Here is a 16,247-nt window from a genome sequence, read left to right as displayed (position 1 = left end):
GGTCGACGAAGTGCCCGCCCTAGCACCATCAGAGCGGGCATTCGCCTTCTTAGGTGGCAGTTGGTCTGAGGGCGGGCATGTCTCGTCCGTGGGGTGTGTGTACGGCAGCCTGGGTTCCGCGAAGTGTGGATTCCCAATGGCTACAAAAGAAAGAGTTACCCCATGGCACAGGGAACCGTTAAGTGGTTCAACGCTGAGAAGGGCTTCGGCTTCATCGCCCAGGACGGCGGCGGCCCGGACGTGTTCGTCCACTACTCGGCGATCGACTCCTCGGGCTACCGCTCGCTGGACGAGGCGCAGCGCGTGGAGTTCGAGGTCACCCAGGGACCCAAGGGTCCCCAGGCTGACGCCGTTCGCCCGATCTGACCCGAGGACTGCTCAACCCACAGTCTTCCGACAAGGCCCCCACCTCCTGGTGGGGGCCTTGTCGCTGTCCGGTATGCCGCGGACGCGCCTCGGCGGCTCTGCCTCAGCCTGCGAGGGCGGTGAGGAAGGCCTTGGCCACCGGCGCAGCGACGCTGCCGCCGCTGGCGCCCGTCTCGACGAGGACGGCGAACGCGACATCGCCCTGGTAACCGACGAACCACGCGTGCGTCTCGGGCGGGTTCTTGCTGCCGAACTCGGCGGTCCCCGTCTTGCCCCGGACGATGCCACCGGGCGTGCCCTTCAGGACGGTGGCGGTGCCCTGGCTCACGACCTCACCCATGAGTGTCTGCAGCTGCCCGACGACCTTGGCGTCCAGCGGCTTCGGCGTCCGGTCCGCCCCGGCGACCGCAGGGTTGGTGACCAGGGCCGGCGCGATCGCCGAGCCGCGGGCGACGTTGGCAGCGAGAACCGCGAGGGCGAGCGGTGAGGTGACGTTGCGGCCCTGGCCGATCGAGGCCGACGCCTTGTCGGTCTTGCCGTTGTTGGCTGGGATGCTCGCGTCGAACGCGTTGGCGACCCCGACGGTCTTGGCCCAGCCCGTGAGGCCGAGCGCGACGGCTGCCTTGGCCAGGTCGTCGTCCCCGAGCTTGGTCGAGAGCTGCACGAACGCCGTGTTGCAGGAGTGCGCGAAGTCGGTGGTGAAGTCAGGGGTACCGAGTGACTCGCCCTCGAAGTTCTTGTACGACCGTCCGTCGACCACGAAGCTCTTCGGACAGGTGACCGGGGTGGTGGGCGTGACCTTGCCGGACGTGAGCAGGGAGTAGGTCGTGACGATCTTGAAGGCCGAACCGGGCGGGTAGTGGCCGGTCATGGCCCGGTCGAAGCCGAGGGCCGGCGAGTTGGCCGACGCGAGGACGTCACCGGTCTTGATGTCCACGGCCACGAGCGCAGAGGGCACGGAGCCGGTCGACGCCAAGGCGCTCTCGGCGGCGTCCTGCACCGACGGCGACAGCGTCGTCGACACGTCCTTGCCCGGCACCGCTTCCTTGGCGAACAGCGGCGTGTCCGGCGCCGCGCTCGAGGTGACCTCCACGCCGGCAGTCCCGCCGAGCACCGCGTCGTACTGCCCCTGGAGCCCACTGACGCCGGCATAGTCGCCCGCGGCATACCGGCCGTTGGACTTGGCGATCAGCTCGGCACTCACGGCGCCGAACGAGCCGAGCAACGGCTGGGCGAAGGTGCGCGTCTTGGCCAGCGGCTGTTCCCGCGCGGGGTAGATGACGCCCTTGAGGGCATCGAGGGCGGCCTTGCGCTGGTCGAAGTCGGCCTGGCGGTACGTGATGACGGGGATGGGCGCCTTGCTGCCGGCCTTCGTCGCCGCAGCAAGCTTGGCGACCAGCGACCCGGCGGGCTCGTCGACGATCTTCTCGAGGGCGCTCGCCGTGGCGGCGGTGGCCCGGGAGGGGTCGATCTGCACCGGGTACACCTTGCCGATCGGGGTCAGGGCCTGGCCGTCTCGGTCGAGGAGGGTGCCGCGGTCGCCCCAGGTGCGCTGGGCCACGAGCTTGTCGGCGGCTCCGAGCCGGGGATGCCACGGCGAGCGGCCGGTGGGGAGGGCGATCTGCCACGCGTCGCCGGCGCGGCTCGCGGTGACGGGGGCGTCATAGGTCCAGGGCACCCCGCCGGGCAGTGCCCAGGTCACCTTCAGCGTGCTGGTGGCGCGGTCGCCGTCGCGAGTCGTGGGGCCGGCCGTGACGGTGACGGGGCCGGTGCCGAGTCCCTGGGTCGCGGTGGTGAAGGCCGCGCCCACGGAGGCGGCAGTGCCGCCGGCGAACTTCAGCGACGGGTCGGCGAAGGACCGCTTCTGCCAGGCCCGCGCGAAGGCTGCCACCTCCGCCGTCGCCGCCCGGTCAGCCTCCTTCTCCGCCTCGCTGTGACGCCACCACAACCCGGCGCCTGCCGCCCCGGCGACCAGGACCACGGCGGTGACTCCCCCCACGACTGCGCGTTTCCTCATGGGTCCATCCAACCCCACTCGTCGCACGGCTTCGTCCCAATTGTCGCGCCCGCCCAACCTCCCCAGCTCGTGCGGCGTCTGGGAGGCAAGGCGCAGCAGGGCAAACACTCAGGAAGCGCCCGTACACTCACGGGGGCGATTCGTCGCCCGGCCACCTGCAGGGGTGGCGTTTTTCGGAATCAGAGAGGTATACGTGAGCGAGCCCACCAACGGCTCTGTCCCCACCAACGACTCTGTGTCTGGCGACGACGTTGCTGGCCAGAGCGCGGGTGCCCCCTCGGACGGCACGCAGAGCACCGAGTCCCCCCGGCGTCGATCCGACCGCCATGCCGCCAAGACCCGTCGGCACCCGTGGCTGCGTCGGGTCGCTTTCGGCATGGCCGGGGTGCTGGTCGTGGCGCTGGTCCTCGGGGTCGCCGCGTACGTCAAGCTCAACGGCAACATCCAGCGCCTCGACATCAGCAGCGCCCTCGGCGAGCGCCCGACCCAGCAGGCGACGACGGATGCCAAGACCAACCTGGCTCCCCTCAACATCTTCGTGATGGGCTCCGACAGCCGCGAGGGCACGAACCTCGGCAAGGGGCAGACCGAGTACGGCATGGCGGGCAGCCGCTCCGACACGAACCTCATCGTCCACCTCTCCGCGGACCGCCAGTCCGCCATCGTGGTGTCGATCCCGCGCGACTCGATGACGAAGGCCCCGCGCGACTGCAAGAACAAGAACGACAAGGTCCAGAACGGCGTCATCCGCCAGTGGAACCAGAACTTCACCCTCGGCGGGCCGGCCTGCACCATCCGCACGTTCGAAGGTCTCACCGGGATCTTCATCGACCACTTCGTCGTGATCGACTTCCGCGGGTTCCAGAGCATGGTCGACGCCCTCGGTGGGGTGACGGTCTGCCTGCCCGAGCCCGTCAAGGACCGCCAGAGCCACCTCGACCTCCCGGCCGGCCGCACCCGGGTCAACGGCACGAACGCCCTGGCCTACGTGCGGTTGCGCCACAACATCGGCGACGGATCGGACCTGGGTCGGATCGACCGCCAGCAGGCGTTCCTGTCGTCGGTGATCCAGGAGGCCACGAAGTCGTCGCTGCTCCTGCGCCCCGACAAGCTCTTCCGCTTCCTCAACGCGACGACGGAGGCCATGACCACCGACACCGGCCTGACCGTCGGTGAGATGAAGGACATCGCCCAGAGCGTGCAGAAGATCGGCACCGACCAGATCCGGTTCGTCAAGCTGCCGACCGAGGCCTACGCACCCGACCCGAACCGCGTCCAGTGGACCTCGAGCGCCGACACGATCTGGAGGGCGATCCGCACCGACAAGCCGCTGCCCGGGACCAAGGTTCCTTCGGGCACCACCACGGCCACCGCGTCGCCCACCACGACCCAGCCCGCGCTGACCGTCGCCCCGGACAAGATCCAGGTGCGGGTCAGCAACGACTCGGGCGTGCCGGGGCTGGCCAAGCAGACGGCCGCCGAGCTCCAGGTGCAGGGCTTCAAGATCTCCTCGTACGTCACCGGCACGAAGGTCACCGACGGTGTCGTGGTCCGCTACGGCCCCGGACAGGAGGAGGCGGCCCGCACGGTCGCGGCGGTCTACCCGGGTGCGCAGCTGCGCGAGGACGACCTCGTCGGGTCGACCATCGAGCTCAGCATGGGGCTCGACTCGCCGAAGGCCGTCGAGATCCCCAACCGCCTGGGCACCAAGCCACTGCCCAAGCCGAGCGTGTCCGCCACCCCGAGCACGGGCTCCACGGCGACCATCAAGGCCCGGACGGCCGCGCAGGACATCTGCACCTGATCGACCCGCTGCACCCGCTGCACCCGCTGCGGCGGGTCGCACGGGGTCGCTTTGCTCCCGTCGACGGGGTGCGGATACCCTGTGCGGGCTCGGTTGCTCCGGCAGCCGGGCGAGGAGACGTCGCCTAGTCCGGTCTATGGCGCCGCACTGCTAATGCGGTTTGGGTTTATCGCCCATCGAGGGTTCAAATCCCTCCGTCTCCGCCACGACCGAGCAAGGCCCGACACGCTTGTCGTCGGGCCTTGCTTCGGGTGTCATGCACCCGTGGGAGATGGGGGAGTCGCCGACAGCGTCGCTCGACTCTGCGATGACCGTCTGGCCCCCTTTTGCCGCAAACCGGACGCAGGCCGCAGCGGCCTCGGGCATCCTGTGGCCACCAAGCCGAGGAGTTCTTCCGTGTCGTACCCGTCCAACCCGTCCAACCCGTTCGCCCCGCCCGGCCACCAGCCGTCGCCGCCCCCGCAGAGCCCCCAGGCGTGGGCTCCGGTCCAGCAGCCCGCGTATGCCGCGCCGGTGCCCTCGGCCGCGCCGCACCAGCCGTTCGCCCCGGCTCCCAAGGGCGGCAACGGCCTGGCCATCACGGCGATCGTGCTCAGTGGTCTGGCGCTGCTGAGCGTCCTGGCGATGGCCGCCTTCCTGATCCTCGGCCCCTTGATGGGCGGAGGTCACTACGTGCTCTACGGCGAGGTCGCGGCGAGCGGTGGGGCGGTGACCGACGTGGTCCTCCAGGACGCCCTCAACTCAGCCCTCGAAGACGAAGGCAGCACGGTCGATGAGCTCACCTGCCCGGGGGAGTCGAAGGTCGGTCAGGGGCTGGTCACGGTCTGCCACGGTTCGGTCGACGGGTTCGACTGGACCGGGATCGTGGTGTTCGAGGACGCGGACGGCACGTTCGTCGTCACTGAGTACTGAGGCGCACGGCGAAAGATCCACGACCGCATCGCGACGAAGCGCACCGCTGTCGAGACGGCCGTTGCGGCTGCGACGACCGCGGTGGCCGTCGCCGTGGAAGGTGTGGTGACGCCCGCGTGGAGGAGGGCGAGGGCGCCGGCGGTCATCAGCCAGGTGACGGCGAAGACCGCCAGCCCCTGGGCCTGTGCCCGCAGGCGGCCCGCCCCGCGGACGCCGAAGGTCCACCGGCGGTTCAGGGCGGTGTTGCCGACCGTCGCCACCAGGAGGGCGACGAGGTTGGCGGCCTGCGTCGACACGAGCACGGACGCGAGCGAGGCGAACAGGCCGAGGTGGATCACCGTCGACACCACCCCGACTGCCGCAAACCGGCTGACCTGGCGCCAGGTGCCTGCCGCCGGGTCACGTCGCCCGATGCGAGCGGCGATGTCCACCACGGGCAGCCGGCCGGAGGCCAGTCCCCGGCGCAGCCGCACCACGCCCCGCAGGTCGTCGAGCGCCGTCGCCACGACGTCGACGCGTGAGTCGGGGTCGTCGAACCAGTCGACGGGCACCTCGTGGATGCGCAGCCCCGAGCGCTGCGCGAGCACGAGCAGCTCGGTGTCGAAGAACCACGTGGGGTCCTCGACGATCGGCAGGAGCTCGGCCGCCACGTCGGCGCGGATCGCCTTGAACCCGCACTGGGCATCGGTGAAACCGGCCCCGAGCGCCGCCTTCAGCACGAGGTTGTAGCAGCGCGAGATGACCTCACGCCGGGCGCCGCGGACGACGCGCGAGCCCCGGGCGAGGCGCGAGCCGATGGCGACATCGGAATGCCCTGACATGAGGGGTGCGACCAACGGCCACAGGGCGTCGAGGTCCGTGGAGAGGTCGACGTCCATGTACGCGAGGATCGGCGCGTCCGAGGCGAGCCAGACCTGTTTGAGGGCCCGTCCCCGTCCCTTCTGCGGCAGTCGCGCCAATGCCACCGCCGGCAGCTCGGCCACCAGCCCCGACGCGACGGCGACCGTCGCGTCGGTGCTGGCGTTGTCCGCCACCGTGATCCGGAACGGGTAGGGAAACGTCTCGACCAGGTGGGCGTGCAGCCGGCGGACGCTCGCGGCGACCGTGTGCTGCTCGTTGTGGACGGGGATGACGACGTCGAGGACGGGGGCGGTCATCGCGGCTCTCCTCAGGTGGTCTGCGTGCTGGTGGCCGCCGAGGTGCCGCTCGACGTCAGCGGCTGCGTCAGGTCGTAGAACGTCGACCCGCCGATCGTGACCTGGGTGAAGGTGGCGGCCACCCACTCCGAGATCTGCGTACCGGTGCCCGAGCCACCCATCCCGCCACCCGGGCCACCACCGTTTCCGCCGCTGCTGGCGAAGTAGTGGATGTCCCCGTCGGCGACGTACTGCTGGAACTGCGCCAGGGTCGGGCTGGGGTCGCTGCCGTTGAAGCCACCGATGGCCATGACGGGCAGTCCGGACCCGAGCTGCAGGCCGGCCGCGTTCTGCGAGCCGATGGCGGCGGCGACCCAGCGGTAGGAGCTGGCGTCGGCCGCCAGGGCCGAGACGACCTCGCTGCTCGGCGTGCTGGCGTCCAGCAGGCCGCCCAGGCCGCCGCCGGTGCGGGCCCCGCCCTGGGTGCCGGTGCCGCCCTGGGGTGCGCCGGTCAGGCCCTGCGGAGGCGCACCTGCGCCGCCCGGGCCACCGCCCGGCATACCGCCTCGGGCGCCGGCGACAGCGGGACCGGCCGTGACGATGGAACCGGTGTGGGCGGTGCCGACGGTCTGGACGCTGTAGGCAGCGGGACCCGCGAGCGCCGCGACGAGGGCCCCGGCGACCACCACGGGCACGAACCGGCGGTGCAGCTGCGTGATCGCGAGCAGCAGGAGCGCGCTGGCGAGGCCGAGCACGAGGACCGCGACCCGCAGCCAGCCCTGCCAGTCGGTCCGCGACAGCAGGATGAACGACCAGGTGGCGGCAGCCGCGGCCGCGGCCGCGAGCGCGATGGAGCCGATCGCGCCGTGCCGGTGCTCCCAGGCCTCCGCGGCACCCATGCCGACCAACGCGGCGATCGCGGGGGCGAGGGCGACGGTGTAGTACTCGTGGAAGATGCCGGCCATCAGCGAGAAGGTCACCATCGTCACGAGCAGCCAGCCGCCCCAGACCACGTATGCCGCGCGGCGGGCGTCCGTGCGTGGCGCACGGCCCCGCAGCCAGAGACCCACGGCGAGCAGGATCAGCGCCGACGGGATGAGCCAGGAGATCTGGCCGCCGATGGACGAGCTGAACATGCGGCCCAGTCCCGTGGCACCCCAGCCGTTGCCGCCGCCGACGGACCCGGTCTCGTTGCCGCTGATCCGGCCGAGGCCGTTGTAGCCGAAGGTGACCGACAGGAACGAGTTGTCCTGCGAACCACCGATGTAGGGACGCATGCTGGCGGGGATGAGCTCGACGATGGCCACCCACCAGGCGGCCGAGAGCACCATGGCCGCGACCCCGACCAGTGCGCCGGTGATCCGCCGGCGCAGCGTGGTGTCGGCGAAGAGGACGTAGGCGAGGCCGAAGGCCGGCACCACGAGCAGCACCTGGAGCGCCTTGGTGAGGAACCCGAGGCCGATGAAGACACCGACGATGGCGAACCACTTGGCCGAACCCTGCTCGATCGACTTCATCGTCGCCCAGGCACCGAGTGCCATGAGCAGGACGAGGAGCGCGTCAGGGTTGTTGAACCGGAACATCAGCACGGCGACCGGCGTCAGCGCCATGACCGCCCCGCTGATCAGCCCGCCAGCGGCGCCGAAGTGGCGCTTCACGGTCGCGTACACGACGCCGACCGTGGCCACGCCCATCAGCACCTCGGGCAGGAGGATGCTGAACGAGCTGAGGCCGAGCACCCTCACAGACAGGGCCATCACCCACAGGGAGGCCGGGGGCTTGTCCACCGTGATGGAGTTGCCCGCGTCGGACGAGCCGAAGAAGAACGCCTTCCAGCTGTCACTCCCGGCCTGCACGGCCGCGGAGTAGAACGAGTTCGCGTAGCCGTTCGCGGTGAGGTTGTAGAGGTAGAAGAGGGCCGTCGCGAGGAGGAGGCCGAGGAGGGCGGGACGGGCCCACGCCGGGTCACCGGCCGGACCGCGCCACAGGCGCTCGATCCGGCTCGGCGTCGTCGGTGCGGCTGGGCCGGCCTGCCCTGGAGTCGTGGGGTGCGCCGGCAGGACGGGCTGCCCGGTAGCGTCGCGGTGGAGGGTCATCGTGTCCATGCCCCTACGCTCCGGTCCGGCCCTGTGCGCCCCCTGTGTCACCGCTGAGCCCTGGTGATGAGCCCTGCCGAGGTGTGGGAGCGCAGGAGTCGGCCCATCGCCCGCTTCCATGGGCTGTGGGGCACGTCGGGACGCAGGATTCGGCCCATCGCCCGGTTCCATGGGCTGTGGGGCGGGCGACTCCTAGGCCGGCAGGAGCACCGTGAAGGTGGTGTCACCCGGGGTCGATCGGAGCTCGACGTTGCCACCGTGGGACTTGGCGACGGCGTCCACGATGGAGAGCCCCAGCCCGCTCGAGCCGGACGCGCGGTTGCGGGAGTCGTCGCCACGGGTGAAGCGCTGGAAGACGTTGCGCTGCAACGACTCCGGCACGCCCGGACCATCGTCCGACACGCTCAGGCGTACCCAGTGGTCTTCGGGCTTCACCGACATGACCACGCGCGTCCCGGCGGGGGTGTGGGTGCGCGCGTTGGCCAGGAGGTTCGCGACCACTTGGTGCAGGCGGGCGGAGTCACCGGTCACCTCGACCGGCTCGTCGGGGAGGTCGAGCTCCCAGCGGTGGTCGGGCGAGGCGGCGTGGGCGTCGCTGACCGCGTCCATCGCCAGCAGGGTCAGGTCGACCGGCTCGCGGTCCAGGGGACGGCCGGCGTCGAGCCGGGCCAGCAGCAGGAGGTCCTCGACCAGTCCCTGCATGCGCAGCGCCTCGGACTCGACGCGCGACAGCGCGTGGGTGACCGACGCGGGCACCGGCTCGCGCTCGCGACGGGACAGCTCGGCATACCCGCGGATGGAGGCGAGGGGAGTGCGGAGCTCGTGCGACGCGTCGGCGACGAACTGCCGCACGCGCTGCTCGCTCTCGTGCCGCGACTGCAGGGCACCCTCGACGTTGTCGAGCATGTTGTTGAGCGCGAGGCCCACCTGGCCGACCTCGGTGCGGGGGTCGGTGTCGGCGGGTGGGATGCGCTCGGCGAGGGCGACTGCGCCGGAGTCGAGCTTGAGGTTCGAGACCTGGGTCGCCATGTGGGCGACTCGCTGCAGCGGCGCGAGGTTGCGACGCACGAGCCAGAGCCCACCGGCCGACACGATGACGAACCCGACGATCGTGCCGCCCGTCACGAGGGTGATCATCGTGACGACGGTCTGGTTGATGCTGGCCACGGGCAGGCCGCTGAACACCGTGTCGCCGTCGACGGCCCGGCCGGCCGCGACCCGGTAGTCGCCCAGGCCGGGGAGCTCGACGGTCTTGGGCGTCGACCCGATGCCCGCCGCGTTCAGCGCCTGGATCTGGGCGGCGGTGAGGGTGTCGGTGGTGCGGTCGTGCTCGACCCGGCTCTGCGTGGCGACGCCGTTCCTGAGCCGCAGGAAGAGCGACTCGCCACCGACGCCGGGAGGTCCGCTCGGCCCGGTGCCGCCGTCGCCGTCGTCGGGTCGCCCGCGGTCCGGGCCGCCGGCCCGGACGAGGCTGGCGATGACGCCGTTGTCCAGCTGTCGTACGAGGCTCTGGTGCAACAGGACGACGGTCAGCGCACCGGAGGCCAGGGTGACCGCGAGGAACAGCCCCACCACCGTCGCCACGAGCTTGCTGCTCAGTGACCACGTGGCGGGGTTGAGGTGCGACCGGGCGGAACCGACCGCTGCGGCGGGGCTCATGTCGCGGGCTTGAGGACGTACCCGACGCCACGCATGGTGTGGATCATCGGCTCACGGCCGGCGTCGATCTTCTTGCGCAGGTAGGAGATGTACAGCTCGACGACGTTGGCCTGGCCACCGAAGTCGTAGTTCCAGACGCGGTCGAGGATCTGCGCCTTGGAGAGCACGCGCTTGGGGTTGCGCATCAGGTAGCGGAGCAGCTCGAACTCGGTCGCGGTGAGGTTGATCTGCTCGCCCGCGCGGCTCACCTCATGGCTGTCCTCGTCCATGCTGAGGTCGCCCACGACGAGCATGGAGTCGGACTCGTCGGTCACGACCGCAGTGCGTCGCATCAGGGCGCGCAGCCGGGCCACGACCTCCTCCAGGCTGAACGGCTTGGTGACGTAGTCGTCGCCGCCGGCGGTCAGACCGGCCACCCGGTCCTCCACAGCGTCCTTCGCAGTCAGGAACAGCACGGGCACGTTGGGGTTGTCGCCGCGCATCCGGCGCAGCACCTCGAGACCGTCGAAGTCGGGGAGCATCATGTCGAGCGCGACGGCGTCGGGCTGGAACTCGCGGGCTGCGCGCACGGCTGCGACGCCGGTGGCCGCGGTGCGGACCTCCCACCCCTCGTAGCGCAGCGCCATCCCGAGCAGCTCCGTGAGGTTGTTCTCGTCATCCACGACGAGCACGCGGACGGGGGAGCCGTCGATGCGTTGGAGCTTGGCGGAGGCTGACTGCTGCGTGTTCATGGTCCTTAGGAAACACCGGAACCTTGTGCCGTGCCCCCGTAACTCCTGTGCGAATCCTGTGAGACCTCTGTGCCGGATGCTCAGTCGCCCGACACCCGTCCCACAGCCTCGTCACAGCGTGGGCGCCGACAGTCGGACTCGACCACCGCACCATCGACCGTGGAGACCCCGATGACGACCCCGCACACCGACGACACCGCGCCCCAGCTCGAGTGGGCCCAGACCCAGACCCTTCCGTATGCCGCGCCGGCGGACGCCCCGGAGATGCAGGCCGCGACGGCCACCCCAACTGCGCCGGCTGGGCAGGTGGTTCCGACCACCGCGCCGGCCCTCAACCCGCCGACCTGGAGTGGTCGCAAGACCGCCATCGCCGCGGCGCTCGCCATCGGCATCTCGTCCGTGGGCGCGGTCGCCGCGGCCGCCGCGCTCCCTCCCGGCACCACGCAGGGAGGTGGCCAGCTTCCGCAGGGCGGGTTCGGCCCCGGGGGACGCCAACAGGGCGGCTTCAACCAGCCGGGCACCCAGCAGGGCACCCAGCAGGGCGCCCAGCCGGGCGGCACCTCGCAGCTCCCCGGCGGTCAGCTGCCGCAGGGCCCGGGCCAGGGTGGCCCGGGGTCACTGCAGCAGGCGCCCGGCACCCAGCTGCAGCAGGGTCCAGCCGATCCGAGCGCGAGCACGACATGATCCACGTCGCCGCCCTCCCCCGCAGCGCTGTGGCGCGGTGGGCGCGGACCAGGCGCGCGGCATGCCAGAGCACAGAACCGTTGCCGCGCAAGGACTTCAGCATCGTCCCGGTGTGTGGCTCGGTGCGGCCCTCGGCGGGGCAGCGCCAGCTGAGCCAGCGTCCCTGAAGCCCCCGCGCCGCGTGAGTCCCCGAGCTCAGGGACGGATCTCGCCCGAGCCGCGTTCGACGAGCTCCGGCACCAGCACCACGTGCTCGGGGGGCGAGGTGTCGCCGTCGATCCTGGCGAAGAGGCGCTTGGCCACTTCCGCACCGATCGCTCCGACGTTCTGTCGCACCACCGTCAACGGCGGGTCGACGATGTCGGCCAACGGGAAGTCATCGAACCCGACCAAGGCGATCTGACCCGCCTTGCCCTGGCGGTGCAGAGCGCGAATCGCGCCTACTGCCAAGGAGTTCCGTGCCGCGAAGATCGCGGTCGGCGGCTCGTTGCTGGCAAGGAGACGGGTGACGGCTGCCTCAGCGTCCTCGGCCGACCGCAGTGACGTGATGACCCCCGAGGGGTCGAGCGGGATGTGCCTCGCGCGCATGGCCGCCTCGAAGCCCTCGAGCCGGGTGCGGGCGGTCTGGATGCTCGGCAGGTCGCCCAGGAACGCGATCCTCCGGTGGCCGTGCGCGACGAGGTGGTAGACCGCGAGCCGGGAGCCGCGGGCGTTGTCGATCGTGACGGAGTCGGTGTCGATGCCGTTGGGCCGGCGGTCGACGAACACGATGGGCAGGCCGCTGCGCAGGTCATCGGCGAGGTAGTCGTGACGGTCGGTCGCCGGCATCAGGAGCAGCCCGTCGACCCGGCGGCGCACCAGCCCCGCGACCAGCGCGCGCTCGCGCTCCGGCTCCTCGTCCAGGCTCGACGCGACGATGACGACGTCGCGGTCGCGCGCGGCGTCCTCGAGGCTGCGCAGGAGGCTGGAGGAGAACGAGTTGCTCACGTCCTGCAGGAGCGCCCCGACCATGGCGGTCTTGCCGTGCCCGCGGCGCAGGTTGCTGGCGGCGAGGTTGTGCCGGTAGCCCAGCTGGGTGACCGCCCGCTCGACCCTGGTGACGACGTCGGCAGACACGCCGGCCTCACGGTTCACGACTCGCGACACGGTCTTCAAACTGACGCCAGCCAGCGCCGCCACCTCACGCATGGTGGCGCGCGGACGTCGGGCGTCCGCCTTTGACAACGATGTCACGATCACGGATGCATTTGTACAGGACCCGTTGACAAAAGCACAAGGGAGGACTAGAAACACCCATGACAACGTTGTCAGCGGCGATGGCGCCGCACAAGATGGGAGACCACCATGCGTCACAGCACCTTGCACACCCCCACCATGCGCCGCACCCTCGCGGTCACCCTCGCAGCCTCCACGGCACTGGCCCTCGGCGCGTGCAACCGTGGCGGCGCCGACACTGGCGGTAGCAGCGGCGGAGAGGCCGCCGTCGGCGTCACCCTCATCACCAAGGACTCCACGAACCCCTTCTTCGTCGCCATGCAGAAGGGCGCCAAGGCCGACGCCGCCAAGAACAACGTCAAGCTGACGGTGGCCTCGGGCAAGCAGGAGGGCGACGACCAGGGCCAGATCACGGCGATCGAGGACGCCATCGCCCGGGGTGACAAGGGCATCCTCATCACGCCCATGAGCACGGGCGTGAACGCCGCCATCAAGAAGGCGCGCGCCGCCAAGCTCTTCGTCATCGCCCTCGACACCCCGCCCGACCCGGCGGACACCGTCGACATCACCTTCGCGACCAACAACCGCAACGCAGGCAAGCTCGACGGCCAGTGGGCCGCGGCCCAGCTCGCCGGCAAGCCTGCGGTGATCGCGCTGCTCGACCTCTTCGACGACAAGATCGTGTCGGTCGACTACAACCGTGACCAGGGCTTCCTCGAGGGCATGGGCATCGACGTGGCCGACCCGAAGAAGAACGGCGACGAGGCCAAGACGGGCAAGTACACCGGCGGCAAGGGCGGCGACTACACGATCGCCTGCAACGAGGCCGGACAGGGCGCCGAGGACGGTGGACGCTCCGCCATGGAGAAGTGCCTGGCCAAGAACCCGAACATCAACCTCGTCTACACCATCAACGAGCCGACCGCGGTCGGCGCCAACGCCGCCCTCAAGGCGGCCGGCAAGACCGCGCTGATCGTCTCGGTCGATGGTGGTTGTGCCGGAGTCGCCAGCGTCAAGAGCGGGGTCATCGGTGCCACGGCGCAGCAGTACCCGCTGAAGATGGCCACGCTCGGCATGGAGGCGATCGCCAAGATCGCCCGTGGCGGTGAGAAGCCGCAGGTCTCCCCGGGCCTGGACTTCTTCGACACCGGCGTTGCGCTCGTCACCGACAAGAAGGCCGACGGTGTCGACAGCATCAGCTCCGACGACGGCGCCAAGATCTGCTGGGGTAACTGACCATGTCGACCCAGGTCACGTCTGCTGCCGCCGAGTTCGCTCGGCGGCAGCAGTCCCCCCTCCAGCGCGTCCAGCACCAGCTGCACGGCCGACCCTGGCTGAGCCCGCTCTTCCTGCTGCTCGTGACGTTCGTGGCGTTCTTCATCGCGACGCCCACGTTCCTCACCGCCAACTCGATGGGCATCCTGCTCCAGCAGACGGCGGTCGTGGCAGCCCTTGCCGTGGGCCAGACCCTGGTCATCCTCACGGCGGGAATCGACCTGTCCGTCGGCGCGATCATGGTGCTCTCGATGATGGTGACGGCGACCCTCGCCAAGGACGGCGGCATGCCCGCCTTCCTCGCTCTGGTGATCGGGGTGGTGCTGGCGACGGTCGCGGGCTTCCTCAACGGCCTGCTCGTGACGCGGATCAACCTCCCGCCGTTCATCGTCACCCTCGGCACGCTGAGCATCTTCACGGCCATCGCGCTGCTGTACTCCGGCGGTGAGAGCATCCAGGCCGACCACCTGCCGCGGCTGCTCAACTTCCTCGGCGAGGGCTTCGCCATCGGCGAGTTCCGCCTCACCTGGGGCATCGTCGTGGTGATCCTCATCTATGCCGTCATGGGTTTCGTGCTCTCCCAGACCGCGTGGGGACGCTACGTCTACGCCGTGGGAGACGACGCCGAGTCGGCCCGGCTCTCCGGTGTGCCGAGCAAGCGGATCCTGCTCGCCGTCTACACGGTGGCCGGCCTGATCTACGGCATCGCAGGGTGGATCCTCATCGGTCGTGCCGGCGCTGCCACCCCCAACGCGGCTCCCGACGCCAACCTCGCCAGCATCACCGCGGTCGTCATCGGTGGCACCAGCCTCTTCGGTGGCCGGGGTCGCCTCATCGGCACCCTCATCGGTGCCCTCATCGTCCAGACGTTCGCGTTCGGGCTGTCCCAGATGGGCGTCAACCAGCAGTGGCGCGTCATGGCGACGGGTGTCCTCGTCATCGTGGCCGTTGGCATCGACCAGTGGATCAGGAAGGTGAAGGCATGAGCACAAGCACGCTGGAGGTCGCCCACGGCGGCGTCCCCGCAGGCAAGCAGGGCATCTACTCCCAGGAGCCCGTCCTCTCTGCCCGCAAGCTCGTCATCACCTTCGGTCGCGTCGTCGGCCTCGACGGGGTCGACCTCGACCTCTACCCCGGCGAGGTGCTGGCGGTCATCGGTGACAACGGTGCCGGCAAGTCGACGCTGATCAAGTGCCTCACCGGGGCCTATGTCCCGGACTCGGGCGAGATCACGATGAACGGCCAGCCGGTGCACTTCCGCAAGCCGCAGGACGCCCGCGAGGCGGGGATCGAGACGGTCTACCAGCAGCTGGCCGTCATCCCCGCACTCGACATCGCGAGCAACCTCTACCTCGCCCGCGAGGAGCGCCGCAAGGGCCCGCTCGGGTCGGTGCTACGCATGCTCGACAAGAGCGGCATGGAGAAGCGGGCCGGCCAGTCGGTGCAGGAGCTGGGCATCCAGACCATCCAGAACATGAGCCAGGCGGTGGAGACCCTCTCGGGTGGTCAGCGCCAGGCCGTGGCGGTCGCCCGTGCGGCGGCGTTCGGCAGCAAGGTCGTCGTCCTCGACGAGCCGACCGCTGCCCTGGGTGTCAAGGAGTCGGGCATGGTCCTCGACATGGTCAAGCAGCTGCGCGACAAGGGCCTGTCGATCATCCTCATCAGCCACAACATGCCGCACGTCTGGGAGGTGGCCGACCGCATCCACATCCAGCGCCTCGGCGGCCGCGCAGGTGTCATCACGCCGCAGACGCACGACATGGGTGAGGGCGTGGCCATCATGACCGGTGCCAAGCGGCTGGAGGGCACCTCGTGAGCGGCGTCGTCGTCGTGGGCTACATCCCCACCCCGGAGGGCATCGCTGCCTTCGAGCGGGCCAAGGACGAGGTCGTGATCGACGGCTCGACGCTGGTGGTGGTCAACACCGGCCAGAGCGGCAACTTCGCCGGGTCGACGTTCGCGAGTCCCGCGGACATCGACGCGATCGACGTCGAACTAAGTGGCGCGGGCATCGCCCACGAGGTGATCCAGTCGACCGACGAGGTCGCGCCGGCCGAGGCGATCCTGCGGGTCGCCGCCGAGAAGGACGCCCGACTCATCGTGATCGGCGTGCGCCGTCGCACCCCCGTCGGGAAGCTCTTCCTCGGCAGCACCTCGCAACAGGTGCTGCTCGACGCCCAGTGCGCGGTGCTGGCCGTGAAGGCGGCCCGCGGCAGCTGACCTCACCTCGAGGCCCCACGGGCCACCCAGTCGCGAGCGGCGTCCTTCCGACGAGGAGGGGCGCCGCTCGTCCCTGTGCCGGGCGTGGGTGGGCGAAAGTCGGCCATGTGGCCGGGAGTATGGCGCCCATGA

General features: G+C 70.4%; 14 protein-coding genes and 1 tRNA gene. 9 read left to right on the top strand and 6 right to left on the bottom strand.

What is annotated here, in order from left to right:
* The first annotated feature begins 162 nt into the window (after nt 1-162).
* A complete protein-coding gene (locus AC1DX8_RS12070) occupies nt 163-366 on the top strand; it encodes a cold-shock protein (protein ID WP_056915917.1) in 204 nt (67 codons plus the stop codon).
* 103 nt (nt 367-469) lie between these two features.
* Here the strand turns inward: AC1DX8_RS12070 and AC1DX8_RS12065 are convergent, their stop codons facing one another.
* Nucleotides 470-2,383 (bottom strand): penicillin-binding transpeptidase domain-containing protein, encoded by a 1,914-nt coding sequence (locus AC1DX8_RS12065; RefSeq protein WP_477630168.1) that lies wholly within the window; start codon nt 2,381-2,383, stop codon nt 470-472.
* A 193-nt stretch (nt 2,384-2,576) separates the two neighbouring features.
* Between AC1DX8_RS12065 and AC1DX8_RS12060 the strand changes: the two genes are divergently transcribed.
* The 3 genes from AC1DX8_RS12060 to AC1DX8_RS12050 all read left to right on the top strand — a co-directional run bounded on the left by AC1DX8_RS12060 (nt 2,577) and on the right by AC1DX8_RS12050 (nt 5,099).
* On the top strand, nt 2,577-4,187 hold the full coding sequence (locus tag AC1DX8_RS12060) for an LCP family protein (RefSeq protein WP_477630167.1): 1,611 nt from the start codon (nt 2,577-2,579) through the stop codon (nt 4,185-4,187).
* A gap of 113 nt (nt 4,188-4,300) precedes the next feature.
* Nucleotides 4,301-4,393, top strand: a tRNA-Ser gene (locus tag AC1DX8_RS12055).
* Between the two features lie 190 nt (nt 4,394-4,583).
* The gene (locus AC1DX8_RS12050; protein ID WP_477630166.1) at nt 4,584-5,099 is read left to right on the top strand and encodes a hypothetical protein; all 516 of its coding nucleotides are present in this window, start codon (nt 4,584-4,586) and stop codon (nt 5,097-5,099) included.
* On the opposite strand, the gene AC1DX8_RS12045 is transcribed toward AC1DX8_RS12050, so the two are convergent.
* From AC1DX8_RS12045 to AC1DX8_RS12030, 4 genes are all read right to left on the bottom strand, one after another.
* Entirely contained in the window at nt 4,994-6,256 is a 1,263-nt protein-coding gene (locus AC1DX8_RS12045) for a bifunctional glycosyltransferase family 2/GtrA family protein (RefSeq protein WP_477630165.1), read from the bottom strand. The two genes, AC1DX8_RS12050 and AC1DX8_RS12045, sit on opposite strands and share 106 nt — an antisense overlap.
* A gap of 11 nt (nt 6,257-6,267) precedes the next feature.
* On the bottom strand, nt 6,268-8,340 hold the full coding sequence (locus AC1DX8_RS12040; RefSeq protein WP_477630164.1) for an ArnT family glycosyltransferase: 2,073 nt from the start codon (nt 8,338-8,340) through the stop codon (nt 6,268-6,270).
* Between the two features lie 183 nt (nt 8,341-8,523).
* On the bottom strand, nt 8,524-9,990 hold the full coding sequence (locus AC1DX8_RS12035; RefSeq protein ID WP_477630163.1) for a sensor histidine kinase: 1,467 nt from the start codon (nt 9,988-9,990) through the stop codon (nt 8,524-8,526).
* Nucleotides 9,987-10,721: a response regulator transcription factor gene (locus AC1DX8_RS12030; protein WP_477630162.1), complete on the bottom strand. Its 735-nt coding sequence runs from the start codon at nt 10,719-10,721 to the stop codon at nt 9,987-9,989. The genes AC1DX8_RS12035 and AC1DX8_RS12030 overlap by 4 nt, the downstream gene beginning before the upstream one ends.
* Nucleotides 10,722-10,892: 171 nt before the next feature.
* Between AC1DX8_RS12030 and AC1DX8_RS12025 the strand changes: the two genes are divergently transcribed.
* On the top strand, nt 10,893-11,405 hold the full coding sequence (locus AC1DX8_RS12025) for a hypothetical protein (protein ID WP_477630161.1): 513 nt from the start codon (nt 10,893-10,895) through the stop codon (nt 11,403-11,405).
* Nucleotides 11,406-11,600: 195 nt separating this feature from the next.
* On the opposite strand, the gene AC1DX8_RS12020 is transcribed toward AC1DX8_RS12025, so the two are convergent.
* The gene (locus tag AC1DX8_RS12020) at nt 11,601-12,638 is read right to left on the bottom strand and encodes a LacI family DNA-binding transcriptional regulator (protein WP_477630160.1); all 1,038 of its coding nucleotides are present in this window, start codon (nt 12,636-12,638) and stop codon (nt 11,601-11,603) included.
* A gap of 111 nt (nt 12,639-12,749) precedes the next feature.
* On the opposite strand from AC1DX8_RS12020, the gene AC1DX8_RS12015 reads away from it, so the two are divergent.
* From AC1DX8_RS12015 to AC1DX8_RS12000, 4 genes are read left to right on the top strand one after another with little or no spacing between them, the layout of a single operon-like run.
* Nucleotides 12,750-13,856 carry a substrate-binding domain-containing protein gene (locus AC1DX8_RS12015; RefSeq protein ID WP_477630159.1) on the top strand — a complete coding sequence of 369 codons (1,107 nt, stop codon included), beginning with the start codon at nt 12,750-12,752 and terminating at the stop codon, nt 13,854-13,856.
* Between the two features lie 2 nt (nt 13,857-13,858).
* Nucleotides 13,859-14,881: an ABC transporter permease gene (locus AC1DX8_RS12010; RefSeq protein WP_477630158.1), complete on the top strand. Its 1,023-nt coding sequence runs from the start codon at nt 13,859-13,861 to the stop codon at nt 14,879-14,881.
* Entirely contained in the window at nt 14,878-15,711 is an 834-nt protein-coding gene (locus tag AC1DX8_RS12005) for an ATP-binding cassette domain-containing protein (protein WP_477630157.1), read from the top strand. Before AC1DX8_RS12010 ends, AC1DX8_RS12005 begins: the two co-directional genes overlap by 4 nt.
* Nucleotides 15,708-16,115, top strand: coding sequence for a universal stress protein (locus AC1DX8_RS12000; RefSeq protein WP_477630156.1), 408 nt, complete (start codon nt 15,708-15,710; stop codon nt 16,113-16,115). Before AC1DX8_RS12005 ends, AC1DX8_RS12000 begins: the two co-directional genes overlap by 4 nt.
* Nucleotides 16,116-16,247 lie beyond the last annotated feature (132 nt).

The organism is Pedococcus sp. P2_A3 (genome assembly GCF_056405035.1).
This window is presented reverse-complemented; position numbering and strand designations above follow the sequence as displayed.

What these genes read in the sequence shown, in the direction of transcription:
- AC1DX8_RS12030 (WP_477630162.1), bottom strand. Translation starts at nt 10,721, where the DNA reads ATGAACACGCAGCAGTCAGCCTCCGCCAAGCTCCAACGCATCGACGGC.
- AC1DX8_RS12070 (WP_056915917.1), top strand. Translation starts at nt 163, where the DNA reads ATGGCACAGGGAACCGTTAAGTGGTTCAACGCTGAGAAGGGCTTCGGC.
- AC1DX8_RS12005 (WP_477630157.1), top strand. Translation starts at nt 14,878, where the DNA reads ATGAGCACAAGCACGCTGGAGGTCGCCCACGGCGGCGTCCCCGCAGGC.
- AC1DX8_RS12035 (WP_477630163.1), bottom strand. Translation starts at nt 9,990, where the DNA reads ATGAGCCCCGCCGCAGCGGTCGGTTCCGCCCGGTCGCACCTCAACCCC.
- AC1DX8_RS12065 (WP_477630168.1), bottom strand. Translation starts at nt 2,383, where the DNA reads ATGAGGAAACGCGCAGTCGTGGGGGGAGTCACCGCCGTGGTCCTGGTC.
- AC1DX8_RS12010 (WP_477630158.1), top strand. Translation starts at nt 13,859, where the DNA reads ATGTCGACCCAGGTCACGTCTGCTGCCGCCGAGTTCGCTCGGCGGCAG.
- AC1DX8_RS12015 (WP_477630159.1), top strand. Translation starts at nt 12,750, where the DNA reads ATGCGTCACAGCACCTTGCACACCCCCACCATGCGCCGCACCCTCGCG.
- AC1DX8_RS12045 (WP_477630165.1), bottom strand. Translation starts at nt 6,256, where the DNA reads ATGACCGCCCCCGTCCTCGACGTCGTCATCCCCGTCCACAACGAGCAG.
- AC1DX8_RS12025 (WP_477630161.1), top strand. Translation starts at nt 10,893, where the DNA reads ATGACGACCCCGCACACCGACGACACCGCGCCCCAGCTCGAGTGGGCC.
- AC1DX8_RS12040 (WP_477630164.1), bottom strand. Translation starts at nt 8,340, where the DNA reads ATGGACACGATGACCCTCCACCGCGACGCTACCGGGCAGCCCGTCCTG.